Annotated in this window: 19 protein-coding genes and 1 riboswitch; of the genes, 5 read left to right on the top strand and 14 right to left on the bottom strand. The window is 41.7% G+C overall.

All coding sequences use genetic code 11. The annotated features are described in order from the left end of the window. Nucleotides 1-88: 88 nt before the first annotated feature. From NST09_RS02605 to NST09_RS02585, 5 genes are all read right to left on the bottom strand, one after another. Nucleotides 89-1,579: a DEAD/DEAH box helicase gene (locus NST09_RS02605; protein WP_058214406.1), complete on the bottom strand. Its 1,491-nt coding sequence runs from the start codon at nucleotides 1,577-1,579 to the stop codon at nucleotides 89-91. Between the two features lie 166 nt (nucleotides 1,580-1,745). Next, nucleotides 1,746-2,084, bottom strand: a complete 339-nt coding sequence (locus NST09_RS02600; protein ID WP_008346926.1) for a hypothetical protein — start codon at nucleotides 2,082-2,084, stop codon at nucleotides 1,746-1,748. A 127-nt stretch (nucleotides 2,085-2,211) separates the two neighbouring features. Then, the gene (locus NST09_RS02595) at nucleotides 2,212-2,904 is read right to left on the bottom strand and encodes an alpha/beta fold hydrolase (protein ID WP_041092984.1); all 693 of its coding nucleotides are present in this window, start codon (nucleotides 2,902-2,904) and stop codon (nucleotides 2,212-2,214) included. 26 nt (nucleotides 2,905-2,930) lie between these two features. Next, the gene (gene murF, locus NST09_RS02590; RefSeq protein ID WP_212047564.1) at nucleotides 2,931-4,295 is read right to left on the bottom strand and encodes a UDP-N-acetylmuramoyl-tripeptide--D-alanyl-D-alanine ligase; all 1,365 of its coding nucleotides are present in this window, start codon (nucleotides 4,293-4,295) and stop codon (nucleotides 2,931-2,933) included. Between the two features lie 81 nt (nucleotides 4,296-4,376). Then, nucleotides 4,377-5,459: a D-alanine--D-alanine ligase gene (locus tag NST09_RS02585; protein ID WP_342493321.1), complete on the bottom strand. Its 1,083-nt coding sequence runs from the start codon at nucleotides 5,457-5,459 to the stop codon at nucleotides 4,377-4,379. Nucleotides 5,460-5,644: 185 nt separating this feature from the next. Between NST09_RS02585 and NST09_RS02580 the strand changes: the two genes are divergently transcribed. After that, a complete protein-coding gene (locus NST09_RS02580; protein ID WP_342493320.1) occupies nucleotides 5,645-5,965 on the top strand; it encodes a thioredoxin family protein in 321 nt (106 codons plus the stop codon). A gap of 339 nt (nucleotides 5,966-6,304) precedes the next feature. Beyond that, the gene (gene fbpB / locus NST09_RS02575) at nucleotides 6,305-6,454 is read left to right on the top strand and encodes a Fur-regulated basic protein FbpB (RefSeq protein WP_065461547.1); all 150 of its coding nucleotides are present in this window, start codon (nucleotides 6,305-6,307) and stop codon (nucleotides 6,452-6,454) included. Between the two features lie 99 nt (nucleotides 6,455-6,553). Here fbpB and NST09_RS02570 read toward each other — a convergent pair whose 3' ends face one another. The 8 genes from NST09_RS02570 to NST09_RS02535 all read right to left on the bottom strand — a co-directional run bounded on the left by NST09_RS02570 (nucleotide 6,554) and on the right by NST09_RS02535 (nucleotide 15,232). After that, nucleotides 6,554-6,889, bottom strand: a complete 336-nt coding sequence (locus NST09_RS02570; protein WP_008346939.1) for a hypothetical protein — start codon at nucleotides 6,887-6,889, stop codon at nucleotides 6,554-6,556. Between the two features lie 117 nt (nucleotides 6,890-7,006). Next, complete coding sequence (locus NST09_RS02565) at nucleotides 7,007-7,774, bottom strand: ABC transporter permease (protein WP_024720482.1); 768 nt, start codon at nucleotides 7,772-7,774, stop codon at nucleotides 7,007-7,009. Continuing rightward, nucleotides 7,752-8,678, bottom strand: coding sequence for an ABC transporter ATP-binding protein (locus NST09_RS02560; protein ID WP_129548104.1), 927 nt, complete (start codon nucleotides 8,676-8,678; stop codon nucleotides 7,752-7,754). The genes NST09_RS02565 and NST09_RS02560 overlap by 23 nt, the downstream gene beginning before the upstream one ends. 126 nt (nucleotides 8,679-8,804) lie before the next feature. Then, nucleotides 8,805-10,046 carry a dicarboxylate/amino acid:cation symporter gene (locus NST09_RS02555; RefSeq protein WP_342493319.1) on the bottom strand — a complete coding sequence of 414 codons (1,242 nt, stop codon included), beginning with the start codon at nucleotides 10,044-10,046 and terminating at the stop codon, nucleotides 8,805-8,807. Nucleotides 10,047-10,123: 77 nt separating this feature from the next. Next, nucleotides 10,124-10,258, bottom strand: a riboswitch (cyclic di-AMP (ydaO/yuaA leader). Between the two features lie 63 nt (nucleotides 10,259-10,321). Further along, nucleotides 10,322-11,344 (bottom strand): AI-2E family transporter, encoded by a 1,023-nt coding sequence (locus tag NST09_RS02550; protein WP_342493318.1) that lies wholly within the window; start codon nucleotides 11,342-11,344, stop codon nucleotides 10,322-10,324. Nucleotides 11,345-11,554: 210 nt separating this feature from the next. Next, a complete protein-coding gene (gene dctP, locus NST09_RS02545; RefSeq protein ID WP_007496516.1) occupies nucleotides 11,555-12,823 on the bottom strand; it encodes a C4-dicarboxylate transporter DctP in 1,269 nt (422 codons plus the stop codon). Nucleotides 12,824-12,947: 124 nt separating this feature from the next. Next, the gene (locus NST09_RS02540; protein ID WP_039166112.1) at nucleotides 12,948-13,631 is read right to left on the bottom strand and encodes a response regulator; all 684 of its coding nucleotides are present in this window, start codon (nucleotides 13,629-13,631) and stop codon (nucleotides 12,948-12,950) included. Continuing rightward, nucleotides 13,628-15,232: a sensor histidine kinase gene (locus NST09_RS02535; RefSeq protein ID WP_187442263.1), complete on the bottom strand. Its 1,605-nt coding sequence runs from the start codon at nucleotides 15,230-15,232 to the stop codon at nucleotides 13,628-13,630. The genes NST09_RS02540 and NST09_RS02535 overlap by 4 nt, the downstream gene beginning before the upstream one ends. Before the next feature lie 82 nt (nucleotides 15,233-15,314). On the opposite strand from NST09_RS02535, the gene NST09_RS02530 reads away from it, so the two are divergent. Then, nucleotides 15,315-16,412 (top strand): TRAP transporter substrate-binding protein, encoded by a 1,098-nt coding sequence (locus tag NST09_RS02530; protein WP_025206786.1) that lies wholly within the window; start codon nucleotides 15,315-15,317, stop codon nucleotides 16,410-16,412. A gap of 25 nt (nucleotides 16,413-16,437) precedes the next feature. On the opposite strand, the gene NST09_RS02525 is transcribed toward NST09_RS02530, so the two are convergent. Further along, nucleotides 16,438-17,268: an EcsC family protein gene (locus NST09_RS02525; RefSeq protein ID WP_007496524.1), complete on the bottom strand. Its 831-nt coding sequence runs from the start codon at nucleotides 17,266-17,268 to the stop codon at nucleotides 16,438-16,440. A gap of 163 nt (nucleotides 17,269-17,431) precedes the next feature. Between NST09_RS02525 and NST09_RS02520 the strand changes: the two genes are divergently transcribed. Then, nucleotides 17,432-17,692, top strand: coding sequence for a GlsB/YeaQ/YmgE family stress response membrane protein (locus NST09_RS02520; protein ID WP_003214275.1), 261 nt, complete (start codon nucleotides 17,432-17,434; stop codon nucleotides 17,690-17,692). Between the two features lie 229 nt (nucleotides 17,693-17,921). Then, nucleotides 17,922-19,199 carry an Nramp family divalent metal transporter gene (locus NST09_RS02515; protein WP_008346963.1) on the top strand — a complete coding sequence of 426 codons (1,278 nt, stop codon included), beginning with the start codon at nucleotides 17,922-17,924 and terminating at the stop codon, nucleotides 19,197-19,199. Nucleotides 19,200-19,220 lie beyond the last annotated feature (21 nt).

Below are 19,220 nucleotides of genomic sequence, written 5' to 3'. Positions count from 1 at the left end.
TTTCTATCAATATATTACGAAAGAAAGCCTAAAAAGTTTCATTAGGCCTGTTAAAAAAAGCGAACCCTGCAAAGGATTCGCTTTTGAATTAGTTGTTATAAGATTTCTTTTGACGACGATCGTTAGAAGAACGATTGCGGTCATTTGAAGAACGCTTTTTATCACCGTAAGATGAACGGCTTTTTCCGCGATAGCCGCCACCACCGCCGCCGTCTCTGCGTTTAGAAGAGCTGCGGTTGTTACGATTGCGTTTTGAAATCATTGGTGCTTCATCTGTCAAACGAACAGGCGTTGCATCCGGCTCTTTTGTCATCATTTTGATGGCAGCCGCAACCACTGTAACAGAATCATGATCTTCTAATAATTCAGCAGCTGCTGTCATGTAGAAGTTTAAGTTGTTTTCACTGATGATTGTGCGCAGACGATCAATGGTTACTTGTTGTTGTCCTTCGATTGCCTCATCTAGTGTTGGTTCTTTCATACGATCCATTTTACGTTTAGTTGTTTGTTCGATCGCACGAAGCATATCTTTTTCACGTGGTGTGATGAATGTCATCGCCATACCTGTACGTCCAGCACGTCCAGTACGTCCAATACGGTGTACATAGCTTTCTGGATCTTGTGGTACGTCGAAGTTATACACATGTGTAACACCTGAGATATCAAGTCCACGTGCTGCAACGTCTGTTGCTACAAGCACATCGATTGAACCTTCTTTAAATTTACGAAGCGCAACCATACGTTTCGCTTGAGTCAAGTCACCATGAATTCCTTCAGCTGTATAACCTCTAAGGTTCAGTGCTTCAGTCAATTCGTCAACGCGGCGCTTTGTACGGCCGAAGACAATTGAAAGCTCAGGTGATTGAATGTCAAGAAGACGAGTCAATGTATCAAACTTTTTACGTTCATGGATATCCAAGTAGAACTGCTGGATGTTAGATACAGTCATTTCTTTCGCTTTTACTTTTACGTGTTCTGGGTTTGTCATGAAACGTTCTGCAATACGCTTAATTGGTGCAGGCATTGTCGCAGAGAATAAAAGTGTTTGGTGTTCACTTGGTACATTTGAAAGGATCGATTCAATGTCTTCGATGAAACCCATGTTGAGCATTTCGTCTGCTTCATCAAGCACGACTGTTTCAACATTTTGAAGACGCATTGTACGACGGTTAATGTGATCGAGTAAACGTCCTGGAGTCCCTACGATGATATGAGGATTTTTCTTGAGCGAACGGATTTGGCGACCGATATCTTGTCCACCGTAAATCGGAAGTACGCGCGCACGCTTGTCTTGGCCAATTTTGTATAGCTCTTCAGATACTTGAATCGCTAATTCTCTTGTTGGCGCAATGATAATCGCTTGGATATTTGGAGACGCTGGGTCGATTTTTTCTACAAGAGGAATACCAAACGCTGCAGTTTTTCCTGTTCCTGTTTGTGCTTGTCCAATGACATCTTTATTCTGAAGACCGAGAGGAATTGTTTCCGCTTGAATCGGTGTTGCTTCTTCAAATCCCATGCGGTTAATAGCTTTCATGAGACTTTCGCTTAATTGAAAATCTTGAAACGTTATAGTCAAATTATTCAAACTCCTTCTAATTGCTGTTTCAGTAATCTCGTGAATGATCATTAAAAACTGCCCTTTGTATGAAAGGACAGGTCCATTATATACAAAGCCCGAATTACCCTACCTTATATCTTACCATTACACTATTTGTTTTTCAACAAGACAGAAATGGATATATCTACTGCTCCACAATGACAGATTCACCTTCACTTTGATCTCCGTCCATCCATTTCCACTTTTCAAACAGTTGAATTTTTCCGTTATCCAGCTGCTTAGGAGTGGAATGACATGAACCGCTTCTCATGCTGCCATCCTTGCTTACATGGTGATATCTAAAATGAAGTGCTCCGTCTTTATACACAGTTCCTACAAGTACGCCAGATTGAATACTGCCGCCTTGATATGTGCCCGTTAAAATATTCCCGTCCTGACGATATTGAAATATGGTTCCTTCCGATACTTCCCCATTGCTCGAATTAGACTGCGGGACAAAGGTTTTTCCGTCATATTGAAACAACCGAATCGACCACCTTTTCTTACCTATTGTAACATAGGCCTGTCACTCATTCGACAAAAATGATGCAAATTTTAACAAGTGGGATTCAATTTATATTAGTTTAGCCACATTTTAGCTTTTCTATAGATTAAATTGTTTTTTTTAGAAATTGTTCGACTTTCTCAAACAATTGCTGTGCACAAGGCTCATGACAAACGTGATGTTTACAATCCGGTAAATAGAACATTTCTTTCTGACGGGATGGGATTTTATGATAAATGAATTCTGCACTAGAAGCGGGGACGATCCCATCACTTTCACCTTGAACGATCAAGACAGGTAGATGAAGCTTTTCAAGAGAACCTTTCGTTTGCTTCACCAATTTCATAAACTCTACAGCAGCTGATAGCGGTGTACTCTTCAGCTTATGACGATATCGATCATACAATGGGTTCGTATCAATCAAACCAGACAAGGATTCCTTCACCATCTGCCTTGTGTCTTGAATCATTTGTTTTGGGTTAACATATTTAGCAGCAGCACTTAACAGAACAAGACGAGCCACTGGATACTTCGCTGCTAAATATGAGGCAATCATCCCGCCCATAGAAAAGCCGACCAAATAAATGGTGTCACATGTTCGGTAAAGGGATAAGAGTTCTAATTCAGCGGTGGCAATCCACTCCTGATAGAGAATGCCTTTGAGCTGAAGTTCCTCCCCATGCCCCGGAAGCGTGACAGATTGTACCGTCCAATCTGTCGTCTGCTTTAAATATTCCGCAAGCGGCTCTACTTCATACGGGGCACCAGTAAAACCGTGTATACATAGACAGCCAATCACCCTGTCACCTTCTTTGCCGATCTGATTTATAGTGCAGTAATCACGTCTTCCAATCTCATGCCACGGGAAGCTTTGACAAGAACGACATCGTCAGGTCCTGCCACATCCGCTAGTTTTTTCTTCAGTTCTTCTTTGTCCATATAAGAAGACACGCGGTCGTCTCCAAATGCTTTCTTCGCTCCTTCAGCAATGAATGCACCAAGACGGCCAAACGTTAAAACATGATCAATAAACTCAGGCTTGATGTACTCCCCTACTTCAAAATGATAGGTCTCTTCTTCACTGCCCATCTCCAGCATATCTCCGAGTACGAGAATGCGGTTAGCAAAGCCGTCCATATCACCTACAAGATCAATCGCTGCTTTCATTGACGTAGGACTCGCATTATACGCATCGTTGATAACCGTGATGCCCTTATCTGTTTTAAACAGTTCTAGACGCATGCCTGTCAATTTCGTTTGCATCAGCCCTTGGGCAATTTGTCTTTCATTCAGACCGAAATGCTGGCCGATTGCAATAGCTGCAAGAGCATTCTTTACATTGTGTTTCCCTAATACAGGAATGAGAAACCCTTGAGCATATCCCTCCACTTGAAATTCAGTGCCTTCAGCGAGTTGGTGGATGTGAATCACCTTGATATCACAGTCCTCTGATTCTCCAAACGTTTTTACGCTGCGTGCAAGGGCATTTGCTCTTTGGCGGAGTAAAGGCTCGTCTCCTAAATAATAAAAAGTCCCATCCTCTTTTAACCCTTTTGTGATCTCACATTTTGCATCTGCAATGGCTTCTCTTGATCCTAGATCCTGCATATGAGATTCTCCAATATTGGTGATGACAGCTACATCAGGTTCAGCGAGATTAGATAAAAATTCGATTTCTCCTTTTGCACTCATGCCCATCTCTAATACAGCAATCTCGGTTCCTTCTGGCATCGCAAGGATGGTCAGCGGAAGTCCAATGTGATTATTAAAGTTGCCATCTGTTTTGTGGACTCTGTATGTCGTTTGTAGGACAGAATGGATCATATCTTTCGTCGTTGTTTTGCCATTACTTCCAGTAATACCAACAACTCGAGGATTTTCCTCTTTTAAGTATGATTTCGAAAGCTGTTGGAGTGCTGTCAAAGTATCCTCTACAAGAATGACAGGTACACCGAACGGTGGATTCGCTTCTGTTTCATTCCAAAGAACCGCTGCCGCTCCAAGCTCCACTGCTTTTGAAGCAAAAGTGTGACCGTTAAAATGTTCCCCGATAAGCGGGATAAATAGTGCGCCTTTTGATACTTTTCGTGTATCTGTTGTCACTCCGTGTATCTGTTCTTCGCCAAAAGCTTCATTCGATAATGTGCCACCAGCCATTTGGGCGACTTGTTTCACTGTACGTTTGATCATGTTTTTTCGCCTCTCTTTCTCATTTCACGTTTGAAGGAAAAGAGACACTACCTGTAGGATAGTGTCTGCTTGCTTCTTACATTAAAAAGTGGTTTTAATGGTTTGTTTTTCTTGATGGCGTTCAATTGCAAGTGACACCAGCTTCTCAATCAGCTCAGGATACTCTACACCAGTATGTTTCCAAAGCAGCGGGAACATACTAAAAGGTGTGAACCCTGGCATTGTATTCACTTCATTGATCAGCACTTCGCCTTCTTCTGTTAGGAAGAAATCTGCACGTACGAGGCCAGATCCATCAATGGCTTTAAATGCCTTAATCGCCATATCGTGAATCGTCTTGTACTCTTCCTCTGACACATTCGCAGGAATGATCAAATCTGTATCGCCATCTTCATATTTTGCTTTGTAGTCATAAAAATCTGTTTTAGGTGCAATTTCACCAACAACTGAGCATTTCGGCTCGTCATTTCCTAATACACCAATTTCAATTTCTCGTCCTACAACGCCTTCTTCCACAACAACACGACGATCATATTGGAAAGCCAAATCAAATGCTGTTTGCAGCTCTTCTTTGCTGCGGCATTTACTAATTCCGACACTTGATCCCATGTTGGCAGGTTTCACAAAACAAGGATACCCGAGAACTGCTTCTACCTGTTCTAGGCTGTCTGATATGGCTTTCTCATAATCCTTTTTATTGAAGGAAAGATGCTTTGCCTGCGCAAGCCCAGCTTGAGCAAACACATCTTTCATCATGACTTTATCCATACCCGCAGCAGACGCGAGAACGCCGTTACCGACATATGGGATATTCAATAGTTCAAGTAACCCTTGCATGGTCCCATCTTCACCATTTGGCCCATGCAGCAATGGAAAGACAACATCAATCTTTTCATCAGCTGATGCAGGCTGTGGAAACATGCTTTCATTTAAAGAAGTTGGTAAAAACGTCTTTGCATTTTGTTCAAATTGAAGCATTTTGACGTTTGATACTGGTTCAGTGAGTTTTTCTCCTCTTAGCCATTCGCCCTCTTCTGTAATATAAATTGGATGTATATCGAACTTCTCAGTGTTAAGTGCTTTTGTAACTGCAAGGGCTGTTTGCAGTGATACATTATGTTCGGCTGACTTTCCGCCGTAAACCAATCCTAAACTTATTTTCAATGGATACTCCCCCCACTAAAATTCATCTTTACTATCTTATCACTTTCAAGCAAAAATGCTCTAATTAATTTTTGTTGTTACGGAATTGAAATGATTTGTAAAGGTTGTAAGCGCCCCCCCGAGCATTTGTATGTCATTCGCCTTTATTTTATATTAAAATGACATTGAAAAGGAGTTGTGACAAATTGAAAAAAATTACAAGCACTGAACAATTCAACGAAATCATTCAATCAGACAAAGAGGTCATCGTTAAATTCTTTGCGACATGGTGCCCTGATTGCACTAGAATGGACATGTTCATTCCAGACATTTTAGAGACTTATGCTCAGAATGAATGGTTTGAAATAAACAAAGACGACTTTCCTGAATTAGCGGAAACGTATCAGGTCATGGGAATTCCTAGCCTGTTAATTTTCAAAAATGGCGAAAAAACAGGTCATTTACACAGTGCCAACGCTAAATCACCTGAAGAAGTAACGGAGTTTCTTCAAGAACACGTTTCATAACTCATTTGAATGGAGACATCAGCCAACTCATGCTGGTGTCTTTTTTTATATCCTTTTAAATCAAATCTCTTCATAAGACGAGATGTACGGCTAAAACGTTTCAACATCGGCAGGAATGTTTGATCTGATTTCATGACAAGGTTTGACAGCGGATTATTTCCTGGGAAAGAATTCATCGTCGATATGGATGGGAATATGTCGGTTACGTGAATTTTCTGAATTGAATCTTTACTTATGACATTCTGCTTTGTATAATGGAGTTGCTAATTGAAAATGATTATCAATTTCATCTATGTGAAATCCTATAGAGTCCATTCTACCAAAGGAGCGTTGAGTTACATGTCTAAGAAGAAAATCAAAACGTATCAGCAATTGATTGAAGAAAACAAGGAAGCGATCATGCAAGACCCTAAAATGATGGAAAGTATATACGAAACCATCGATAAAAAGCACCAAAAGCAGCTTGCCGCTGCTGGACGTGAATCATAAACACAAGAAGAGCAGTCAAACAGATGGCTGCTTTTTTATTTGCCTAAAGAAAAGAAAAAAGCCGATAAAATCTATTCTTCGATTTTATCGGCTTTTGTTTTAATGTGATTTCGCTACACGGTCTTGCTTCATTCCTAAATAGATGAGCATATATGTCAGATAACCCATTGTCATCGTTAAACCACCGAAGAAGAATTGTGAAAACACGGGTTCTTCAAATGTCGTAACGGCAGCAAGAACGATCCAGCTCGCATATAAATAGACCATGAACCATTTCATGTTTCTTTTAAATGTATACAGAAAGAAAAGACCCGCTAATGAAAAGATCCCTAGCGCTAGTCTGAAATAAACAAGATGATCAAACTGGAAGGCAAAAGACACAAACGAAAACGACAACAGCAACAAAATAGGTAAAGCCGTAATAAAATTTTTCACGATAGTGCCACCTCCATGACTCTGTCTTATTATAAGACAAAATCAGCCGGTTATCGTGAAATACAGACTCGTTTTCACAAAGATGTCACGAATTTTTCTTGTTATTTGACACAATTTTTACACATTTACATCACGCTTCCAAAAAAGGAGCCAAGCAGCACCAACAAAGAAAACGAAATGCGCCCCTACAATGAATAGCGAAAAAAGAGGGCTCATGCCCTGAAAGAGCGGCGGACCTTGAAAACTGTATTGTGTGAAGTCCGTATTAGCGAAAAGTAGAATCTTCCCCCACTGGTTTTCTAACAGAGACATGATCGACACTAATGATTTCGCCGCGTATAAGACGAAAAATGAAGTCACAAGTGCAATCAGACTGTTTCTAAACAAACTTGAGCACAGAAAAGCAAAGCTTGCCATCATGACCACTTCCACCCACTGTGATCCAATCACAGCAAATGTGTGCAGAAATAATCGCCCAGTGCTTTCATCAAAATCAGTACCAAAGAAAATAAGGCCAAAAAGAAAAGCGAACACATAATAAAAAACAAACAGGTAAAGGACCATCAGCACAAGAGTGATGTATTTTGACAAGAAAATATGAAGCCTTGTCTTCGGCCGAATCAACAAGAACTTGATGGTTCTTTTTTGAAACTCTGTTGAGATCAATGTGGCGCCAATCACGACAGCGAACACTTGTAAAATAAACACAACATTCGTAGAATAAGCAAAATAGTTCGCGACTGTATCTTGCCCGCCAAGCCCGGAAATGACTCGTTTCAATGCTAGAGCCATCGTCAATTGAAAGACAACAATCAGTCCAAGTGCAATGAATGTGATCTTTTGTCTCGTGATTTTTTTATGTTCATTCTTGATGAGTTGAAGCATCTGCCGTCCCGCCTTCCGTCCATTTCATAAAGGCCTCTTCAATTGATTGTTTTTGAGGCGTCATTTCAAGTACATCAAATTCTGCTAAGACAAGCTGTTTATTCAGCTCCGGCACACGGTCTTTATTCAGTTGAACCAGCACATGTTGATCCCTTTGTTCATATGTATATCCTTGCGTATCTAGCCATGAAACTGCCTTTTCTACTGGCTGAATATTCATCAGCACCTGCTCTTTTCCTTCCATGTCGCGAAGGTTTGTATTGGCTTTGATCTGTCCTTTTTGGATGATGATCATGCGGTCACAAAGCTCTTCTACTTCATGCAAAAGATGTGTAGCAAATAACACAGAGACACCTTCTTCTTGTACAAGCATTTGCAAGTGCTCTCGAAACTCCTTCATTCCTGCGGGATCAAGCCCATTTGTTGGTTCATCTAAAATGAGCAGATTGGGCTTATGCAAAATGGCTTGTGCAATTCCGAGCCTTTGTTTCATCCCTAGTGAATACGTTTTGACCTTCTGGTGAATGGCGTGCTCCAGACGAACTCTTTTTACCACTTCAAAAATGCGCTCTTCTGAAACTCCATCATGCATAGATGCATACAGCTCAAGGTTTTCAAAACCTGTTAAATATGAATAAAATTCCGGATTTTCTATGATCGCTCCAACAGATGACATCGCCTTTAGATGATCATCATCTTGAGAATATCCATTAATGATGATCCGGCCGTTGTTTTTTTTCAACAAGCCAACAATCAATCGAATCAAGGTCGTTTTTCCAGACCCATTCGGTCCAAGTAAACCAACAATTTCTCCTTGCCTAATGTCCATCGAAATATGTTGCAAAATTTGATGCCGGCCAATTTGTTTATCGACGTTCTCTATGTGTAGAACAGCAGACTGCAAAGTGTTTCCTCCTTCTGATGTAAAACCTATGGCGGCAGTTACGGCCGCTCATCCTGTAAAAAGTATATCACGCTAGACAAGCCGTTCCACGAAAAAAAGGGCTGATCCAGTCAGCCCTTTTTGTTGTTACAGTGATAAATTAGGTGTTGGTGCTTCCTTCTCATGTTTCTTCTCGGTTTCAGAAACAATCACCGCACATGCTGCGTCACCTGTAATATTGACCACGGTTCTTGCCATGTCTAATAAGCGGTCTATGCCAAGGATCAGCGCAATGCCCTCAACAGGAAGATTCACGGAATTTAAAACCATGGCTAGCATGATGAGCCCTACCCCTGGGACACCTGCTGTGCCAATACTTGCTAGTACTGCCGTTAAGACAACTGTCAGCATTTGAACAAGGGTCAATTCAACTCCATACACTTGTGCGATAAAAATAGTCGCAACCCCTTGCATGATCGCTGTACCATCCATATTAATGGTCGCACCTAGCGGCTGCACAAAGCTTGAAATAGGTTCTGGCACCTTCAAACGCTTTTGAGCTGTTTCCATTGATACTGGCAGTACTGCGTTACTGCTTGATGTACTAAATGCCACAACCATCGCTGGAGAAAATCCTTTGAAGAATGCCATTGGATTTCGTTTAGCTAATAGGGCAACGGTTGACCCATAGGTCAGGAAGAAATGCAAGATCAGCGCAATTAAGACGACTGAGAAGTAAAGTCCCATCGCTTTCATGGCATCGAGCCCCTGACTGCCAATTGCCGTTGCGATCAAACCGAATGTCCCGTACGGTGCGAATTTCATCACAACACCGACAAGATACATCATTAATTCATTTCCTTGTTCAAACAGCTTCAGCATACCTTCTGTTTTTTTACCGAGCAAGGCAATGCCAAGACCTAAAAATACACAGAAGACGATAATTTGAAGCATATTTCCTTCAACTAGAGATTGGACTGGATTGGTTGGAATAATATTGAGTAGTGTATCTGCCATTGATGGGGCTTCCTCAGCGGAATATTCTGCCGCTTTCGTATCAAAATTGCCAAATGCGCCTGGCTTAATAAGTAAGGCCAATGAAATGCCAATAATGATGGCAAAAGTTGTAGTGAGTAGAAAGTAAGTAATGGTTTTTACGCCGATTCTGCCAAGTTTTTTCGGATCGCCAAGGCCTGCCACACCAAGTGTGATCGAAAAGAAGACAATCGGCACAACTAACATTTTAATCAGGTTTAAGAAGATTTGACCTAGAGGTGTAAATAAATAAGGGTCTAACACTTTGAAAACATTTGGAGCAAAAATGTTGAGTAGTAGTCCTGTGATTGCACCTACAATTAAAGCAATAATAATTTTCGTCGCGAGCTTCAATAAAATCTCCCCTTCCTCGTCAAAAAGGCCCACGAGAGAGTCTTCTCGTGGGCCTGCGTGTCCATACGTGTACCACTGTCTACTCTCTTCACGCTGATGAGGTTAGCTGACGGGTTAGGACGAAGAGATGTCCTTTTTTCTTAAAATAAGAAAAATTCACCCCAAAAACTTGGGTCCCCCATTCCTTTAGAAGGATTAAGCGTGTGGTAATATGATATTTTCATACTATTTATACCTTATTTTTAGAAAATTGTAAACAGGGTCATATGAACTTTTTAATTACTTTCTTCCTTATTCGTGACCTCTAAGATATCTAAGATAAACACAAAGATTGGGATGCCGATAATCAGTCCCCAAATGCCAATATAGTGTTCAGAAAAGATCAGGACAATAAACGTGAAGAAAATAGGGAGCTCTGTTTTAGCTGACATGAGCTTCGGATTTAAGAAGTAGGCTTCAATGGCATGGATGATCACGATCACCAGCACAATATATAGGACGTACATTCCGCCTCCAAGTGTATACGCAATGATGCTAAGTGGAACGAGGGAGATGACCACACCCGCTACCGGAATTAAACCTAACAAGAAGACCATGACCGCTAATCCAAATAATTGCGGAAAGCCCATAATGCCAAGCGCAATTGTCGTTAAGACACAGTTAACTGTTGCAATGATGAACTGTGCTTCAAGTACCTTACCAAATGTTCTGGAAAACTTACGTCCAAAGAAGGCAATTTCATGATAGAACACGGAGATTTTACTCGTTTTGAACTTATTCATGAATTGAATGAGGCGTTCCTTTTCGAACAGGAAGAACATGCTTAATATTAAGGACATAATGACCTGGATACTGAACGTGCTGAAATCTGTTAAGTATGTATAGAGGAAATTAAACCCTTTCTCGAAGAAAGAAGATATTTTGAAATCTCCCAACACATTGGTGACGACGTCAAAGAAGGGTAAATCTTGTGGATGATCTGCAATCTTTTTCCCTAAATGAAATAACTGTTCCACCTGTTTCGCGATGATGGGCACAAACACAAAGCCGCCAAACGTCAATCCACCAGCTAGAAGGATGTACAAAATGGTGATGACTGATTTCTGTCCTATTTTCAGGAAGCGATTTAAAAAGCCTCTTATGACCTCTTCTAACCGGTTCATTAAAAAGGTGAAAATGAAGGTCAGGAGGATTAAATTCATCATTCCTCTTAATAGATATAATGCTGTGGCTAATACTACAAATACTGAAAACCTCTTGACACCAGGTTTTTCGAACAATTTAAAAAATGCCGCCATACGTTACACACCTGCCAGGACTAAAGTCTATTTTTCGTTGGATCTCATATTCATTATATCGGATCTTTCTGTAAATTATATAACAAAAGGTCAATGAGGTCTTACGATTCGTCCTAAATTAATCAAGCTTTTATGTTTTTTCTTTTTTTACACAAGAAAAAACCGAACCCCATGTAGAACATAAGGTTTCGGTTTTTGGTTGTTTTTATACTAAACAGCCTGCTTGATATTTCGCATTTCCTGTAGCGCTGTTTTACTCTTCGCTTCGTCAAATTCCCCTTCACTTTTCGCTACAACAATTGTAGCAATTCCATTTCCAATCAGGTTCGTAATCGCTCTTCCTTCACTCATGAAACGGTCGACCCCTAATAGCAGTGCAAGACCTTCTAGCGGGATAACCTGAAGTGCAGCAAGTGTAGAAGCTAGCACGATAAATCCGCTTCCTGTGACTCCAGCTGCTCCTTTTGATGTGAGCATCAGAACAAGGATAATCGTGATTTGCTGTCCGATGGATAGGTCCACCCCAAACACTTGCGCTAAGAAGACCACGGCCATGGACAAGTAGATTGAGGTTCCATCTAAGTTAAAGGAATAGCCTGTCGGGATGACAAGTCCAACAACCGACTTAGAGCACCCGTATCGTTCCATTTTATCCATCATTCTTGGCAGGACAGATTCTGAAGAACTTGTGCCAAGAACAATTAAAATTTCATCTTTGATAAAACGGAGGTAACCGAACAGGCTGAAGCCATACATTTTACAAATGATGTTCAGCACGACGAAAATAAACAGGAACATCGTCATATAAACGGAAAGCATCAGACTAGCTAGTGGTTTAATTGAAGCTAAACCGAAGTGTCCGATTGTATAAGCCATTGCTCCAAATGCCCCTAATGGCGCGGCACGCATGATGTAACCAATGATTTTAAAGAAGACAAGCGACAGCTTATCAAGCCATTCGATGATGCCTTTCCCCTTCTCGCCAAGTGCAGCGAGCGCAACACCGAATAAAATAGAGAAGAATAAGACCTGTAAAATATCTCCCTTTGCAAAGGCATCTACCATGTTAGATGGCACAATGTGTGTGACAAACTCCATCCAGTCGATACCCTGTCCCCCATTTTGGGTATATTGCGAGACATCCCCTTTTTCAAGCTTACTATAGTCAAGACCTGCTCCCGGCTTCATGATATTGACTACAAACAGTCCGATGACAAGCGCAAGCGTCGTCACAACTTCAAAATAGATAAAAGCTTTTCCCCCAACTTTTCCAACCTTTTTCATATCCCCCATCTTGGCAATTCCAAGAACAATGGTTAAGAAAATAATGGGTGCAATGACCATTTTCACTGCATTAATAAATGTGTCACCAAGCGGCTTCATTTCTTTCCCGACGTTTGGCCAAACCATCCCAACAATGATCCCGATTATGACAGCTGCAATGACCTGAAATGTCAGGTTCTTCAATAGCCTCTTCATAAAAAATCAACTCCCTCACCCTTTGATGTAAACGCTTAACTGTTATCTGTAGATAAATGATAGCGATTTCATCAAAGGCTGTGAAGCTTATGGACATATCGTACATTTTGGTCTTTTTGGTCTCTTAGTCAGAATGTACGATATATTTATTCACAGGGCGTCCGACCCCGCCATATTGCATATCTAATTTCAGCTCGCCTTCTTTTACAAGGAAGTCTAAATAACGGCGTGCCGTGACACGTGCAATCCCAAGTGCATTGGCGACTTCCTCTGCAGACTGTGCTCCTTCTTGCAGACGCATATAGGCTTTAATTTCATTCATCGTATGCACATTCAGCCCCTTAGGAAGCCATGTCTCTTCCTGCTTAACTGCAGGCTTTCGTATGATATCATCGAGCATCTCTTGAGAAAATTCTGCTGCGGTACGAATTTTTGATTTGAACGCTTTATAGCTTTCAAGAGATTCTTTCATCCGTTCAAACTTAAATGGCTTAATGATATAATCTCGGGCACCATTTTGAAGCATGGTGCCGATCGTCTCTTTGTCCTTTGCTGCCGAAATCACAATCACATCCACCTGCATCTTTTGCTTTCTGATGTCTTGCAGTGTTTTGACGCCATCTTTTTTAGGCATATACACATCGAGCACCACAAGATCTGGGCGAATGTCTTTGATCAGCTGGATGCCCTGCTCGCCATTTCCTGCTACAGCCGCAACTTGAAAGCCAGGGACACTCTTAATGAACTCTTTATTGACTTCTTGCACCATCGGATCATCTTCAATTAATAGCACCTTAATCTGAGTCATCTGTCTCTCTCCTCTATTGTCATTGGGAATTCGATTGAGAAGGTGGTACCAATGCCGATGCTTGATGTGACTTCTACATTTCCCATTCCTTTGTCGATAATCGTTTTTACAATATACAGCCCGTAGCCTGTTCCGCCTTCTTTACCGTGAGTAAAGCCTTTGTCGAAAATATGAGGAATCATGTCCTCTTCTATTCCAGATCCATAATCTTCAATTAAGATCGCGAGGACATCCTCTGTTTGATCAATACTAATAGAAATGAGTTTTGTGTCTCTTTCTACAGTATCATACGCGGCAAAGGCATTCTCGATCAGGTTGCCAAGTAGCTTCGTCATATCATGCTGATCCAGCCGCTCTGGGAAATCGCGCAGACTGCTATTTTCATCTACTTCAACCTTTATGCCTAGCTCCTTGCCCCTTCTTATCTTGCTCATCAATAAACCTGCAACTGCATCATGCTGTATTACACGGTGGAGAAAGTCCGTCACATGCTCCTGTTCTTCGGTCGTTTGAAACGCTAAATCGAGCGCTTGATCGGCTTTCCCCAGCTGAATTAATCCCGCAATTGTATGAAGCTTATTCATATGTTCATGATTTTGCACCCGCAGGCCATCAACGAAGTTCTTCACCCCGGTTAATTCCTCCGCCAATTTGGCCGCCTCTGTCCGGTCCTGAAAAATCGCAACCGCTCCGATGATTTTCTTTTTCATCACAATCGGAATTCGGCTGCTCATGATCCGCTTTCCGCTCATATGAATTTCTTCATTGTAGACAGGTTCTGCGCGGTCAATGATTTCTGGAAGCCTTGTATCTGACAGCACATCCCAAATATTTCGGCCCACTACATCACCAGTCACGCTGAAAATTTGCTTTGCTTTTTCATTAAAAATGGTGATCATGTGCTGGTTATCAATGGCAATGACCCCTTCATTAATGGAATGAAAGGTAGCGGTGCGCTCCTCTAGCATTCTGACAATCTCATGCGGCTCCAGCTTAAACATTTGCTGTTTAATATGACGGGCGAGCAAAAATGAACCGACAAGCCCGAAGCTGAGCGTCAGCAAAAGGATCATGAGGATATCTCGCTTCATTTCTCCTAATATATCTGCCATACTCGGCAGTGTTCTTCCGACTAGTACAACCCCTGTTTGGTTAAATTTTTCATCCTTTACTGGATAAAAAGCTCTAATGGCTGTGCCAAGCTCTCCCTGTGCTTCTGAGAAATAGATATGCTCTGCAAAGGCAGGTTCTTCATCTGTCCCCTCTGAGCGCTGGCCAATTCTTGTTTTCACTGGATGTGTCAGTCGCACGTGATCCATATCCATGACAACAATGTAGTCAGCATCTTGGATAATCCGAATCTCTTCAATGGCATGCTGCAAACGCGCACGCTCCTTTGTCTGATCATCCAATGCCTGCTTTACCTCATTCATCTCAGCTACTGTTCTTGCCGTGTTCATGAGCCTTTTTCGAAGTTCTCGTTCCTCTGTTTGCTGAATTCCCCCGACCAGAACAATTCCTCCGATTAAAAGGGCAAAAATGACAACGAAATATGTGAGGATGGTGAGCTTCCATCTAATAGATAATTGTTGTAATTTCAGTCGATTTCTCATCATTTTTTCACCTGTATCTTTACGAATTCTTCCTCTGTCAAGTATCCTTGACATAAGGGGGATCTGACGCATGAAGAATTTACTCGCCTATACGCTATTGCTCATCATCGGTTTTGTAACCGCTTTATACTTTGGTTTTTATCATATGATGCCTAAATCAGCGACGACCTTCGACGATGAACAGACTGGGCTGAAGGATCAGCTTGTGTTCAAATTCAGCCATGTTGTCGCAGATAATACCCCAAAAGGGCTGGCTGCAAAGAAATTTGCTGAGCTTGTTCACGAAAAATCCGATGGCAGGATCAGCATTCAAATCTTTTCAAACGGGAGTCTTTATTCTGATATCGAAGAAATTAATGCACTAAAAGAGAATCAAGTTCAATTTATTGCTCCGTCTACGTCAAAGCTCGGCATGCTGTCCCCTGAATGGCTGGCACTTGATCTGCCCTTTGCCTTTTCTAACTACGATGCTGTCCAAGAAGGGTTACATGGTGCGATTGGACAGAGACTGTTCGGCACACTGCAAAAAGACGGACTAAAGGGAATGGCCTACTGGACAAATGGCTTTAAGCAAATCACTTCGAATAAAGGCCCTATCAAGCAGCCTAGTGATTTAAAAAAGCAATCTCTCCGTATTATGCAAAGTGACATGATTGAAAAACAATTCAAGCTTCTTGGCGCAAAACCCTATCAGGAATCGTTTAATTCAACATTTCAGCTGCTAGAAACAAAAAAAGTAGACGGTGAAGAAAATACAATTTCAAATATTTATTCAAAAAAATTCTATCATATACAAGACTATATGACGATCAGTAATCACGGGTATTTAGGGTATGTCGTCTTAACGGATCAATCTTTTTTTGATCGTCAAACACCTGAGACGAAACGAATTTTACTCGAAGCGATGGAAGAAACAACGGCATGGAACGAAAAACATGCCGAACAGATGAACAAGGATCAGCTGGAGGATATTAAACGCGAATCTCCAATTGCGATACACGAATTAACACCAGCAGAGCGGCAAAAATGGATGAAGGCGCTCGATCCTTTGTATGATGAAGCAGAAAGGATCATCGGTTCCACCTTGATCAAACAAATCCGCGAGCTCCGGGCACGCTATGAATATTCTCCGATTCAAGCGTTTGAAGAAGATGCTGAGACCAAATAAAAAATCCCTTGAGAGAGGGATTTTTTTATGCGCCGGAGTCACGCTGTTCTTGCTGAGCGAGCTCCTCTAATCTTGATAATATTCTGCGCTTTCGATATTGCATGATGCCTGTTTCGGCAATTCCTTTTAACTGTGAGCGGTTGGACGCTGCACCAAACAAAATCCCCGCAATTGGGACAAGTTGAAACAGCTTCTTCCAGCCAAACGAATCACGGTAGTTATATACGACCTCACGCCATCCTTGAATTTGAGAGATCATGTTTTCGTGCTTCCCTTCTGATGCATGATAGCTCTTCAGCTCTTTTAATATTGATTTTTTCCCAACAACGTCAGCAGAATTCAGCTGTAAACATTTAATGATAAAGACTCGTTCTTCTTTATTTTTCGGATCATAGCCATAGGTGACGGCGATATCCTGTAATGTTTTTAAAGAGAGACCGAGGACAGCCGGAATATCTGCCGCTAATGTAAACATACCTCCGACACCTGTTGTCGCACCTTGCACAGTGGCGAGGTTTGTTCGGTTTTTCCCCATCTGATCACTAATGGCATCCATGACCTCGATTGGAGCCGCCTCAATATCTTCAATACGCTGAATCGATTCATCGGCACATTTCTTTTGAAATTGATGAATAATGCCTTTCTCTGACGTCAAATAGACACCGCCTGATTGAATATAGTGCCCCATCTCATCTAATAACACACCGATTTTTTTTTGAATAAAGGCAGGGGTCAGCTTGTCCAGCATTTGAAATGGAAGCCGGCTAAGTTTCTCCCAAAACCATACCTTTTGCTGGTCTTTCTCCCACTTTTCAATCTCTTTTAATTGTGCTTTTAACCACTCTCTTTCCTCCATGCGATTTGCCTCCTTAGATGCCGTTCAAGTATATGTCTGTTATTATACACAATCCTTGTCCATCATACGTATCGAACATTGAAGTGGTTCCGAAAGGTTTTAATCTCTTTTAAAACGGTTATTGCTTAGTAAACAATAAACAAACAAAAGAGGAGTGATCAACATGTTAGGATTTCTGATTTCATTAGTTGTGGCGATTGTCATTGGTCTCATTGGGAGTGCACTCGCTGGAGGCAGTGTACCAGGAGGCTGGATCGGTTCAATGATTGCCGGGCTTGCAGGTGCTTGGATTGGTCATGGATTACTTGGAACGTGGGGTCCTAGTCTGGCAGGATTTGCGATCATTCCAGCGATCTTAGGAGCAGCCATTTTTGTCATTATTTTAAGCCTGATCTTCCGCAGCGTTGGATCAAGGGTTTCTTAAAAAACGATAGAAAAGAAGAGGAAGCAGAGGATGCACCGCCTAAGATAAGAGGCGGTGTTTTTTATGTGTTGATTGACAAGGTATCTATTTTTTTCACTTACATATGATAAACAAACCTATTAGTTCAGATAGTTGACTTTTCATGAAGATGGGCATATGATGATTAAAAATTGCATCGAGGAAACTTTTTGTGCCAAAGCAAAACTTTGTAGAATCTAGGTGATGACATATGACAAACAAATACATCGAGGCACAAGCCCACATGTCAGTGGCAGCGGAGCGTGCACTTGAAGGAAAGGTGAAGGGATTTAGAAGGCTCCTTCCTTTTCTCGGACCTGCTTTTATCGCCGCCATTGCCTATATTGATCCAGGAAACTTTGCGACCAACATTGCGGCTGGCTCGAAATATGGCTACCTTCTGTTATGGGTCATTCTCATATCCAATCTCATGGCCTTACTCATCCAGTCTTTGTCTGCAAAGCTTGGAATCGCAACAGGGAAAAATTTACCTGAAATTGCGCGAGAAGAGTTTCCAAAACCAGTCTCGATTGGTTTATGGATTCAGGGCGAGCTCGTCATTATCGCCACAGATTTAGCCGAATTTATCGGGGCTGCCCTTGGTTTATACTTACTCTTTCGTATCCCGCTGCTTGAAGCATCGATTATTGCAGCGATCGGTTCTTTTGCCATTTTAGAGCTCCAAAGACGAGGTTATCGAGCGTTAGAAGCAGGAATTACCGGCATGCTGTTTGTTGTCGTGATTGCTTTCGCTGTACAAACCTTTGTCGCCAAACCTGATCTTGCAAGTGTCGCCGGTGGACTGTTCATTCCAAGGTTTGAAGGGACAGACAGCGTACTGCTTGCCGCTGGTATTTTAGGCGCTACGGTGATGCCGCATGCGATCTATCTCCATTCAGCCTTAACGCAAAGAAGAGTCGTCGGCAGAACGGAAAAAGAGAAAAAGCTGATTTTTCGTTTTGAGTTTTTAGACATCCTCATTGCGATGGTAGTTGCTGGCGCCATCAATGCCAGCATGTTGATTGTAGCAGCTGCTTTATTTTTTAAAAATGGTCTTTTTGTTGAGGATTTAGATGTAGCATTTCAGCATTTTGGCACTCTCGCAGGTCCTGTATCAGCGATCTTATTTGGTGTAGGTCTGCTTGTAGCCGGACTTTCCAGTTCTTCTGTCGGTACACTGTCAGGCGATATTATTATGCAGGGTTTTATTCAGTACCGAATTCCGCTATATGTCCGCCGGCTGATTACCATCATTCCCCCTATTGCGATCATTGCATCTGGGGTCAATCCGACATCTGCACTTGTGATGAGTCAAGTGGTCTTATCCTTTGGCATTGCGTTTGCTTTAATTCCGCTCATTTTGTTTACAAGTAAAAAACGAATTATGGGCGATTTGACGAATGCTCGCTGGGTGACCGGAATATCTTGGGTGATAGCAGCTCTTGTTGTCGCACTTAATCTGTTTTTAATTGTGGATACGTTTATGTAAAAGACAGTGATCAGGCTGTCT

Source organism: Bacillus sp. FSL W7-1346 (genome assembly GCF_038593335.1).
Taxonomy (GTDB): domain Bacteria; phylum Bacillota; class Bacilli; order Bacillales; family Bacillaceae; genus Bacillus; species Bacillus altitudinis.
This window is presented reverse-complemented; position numbering and strand designations above follow the sequence as displayed.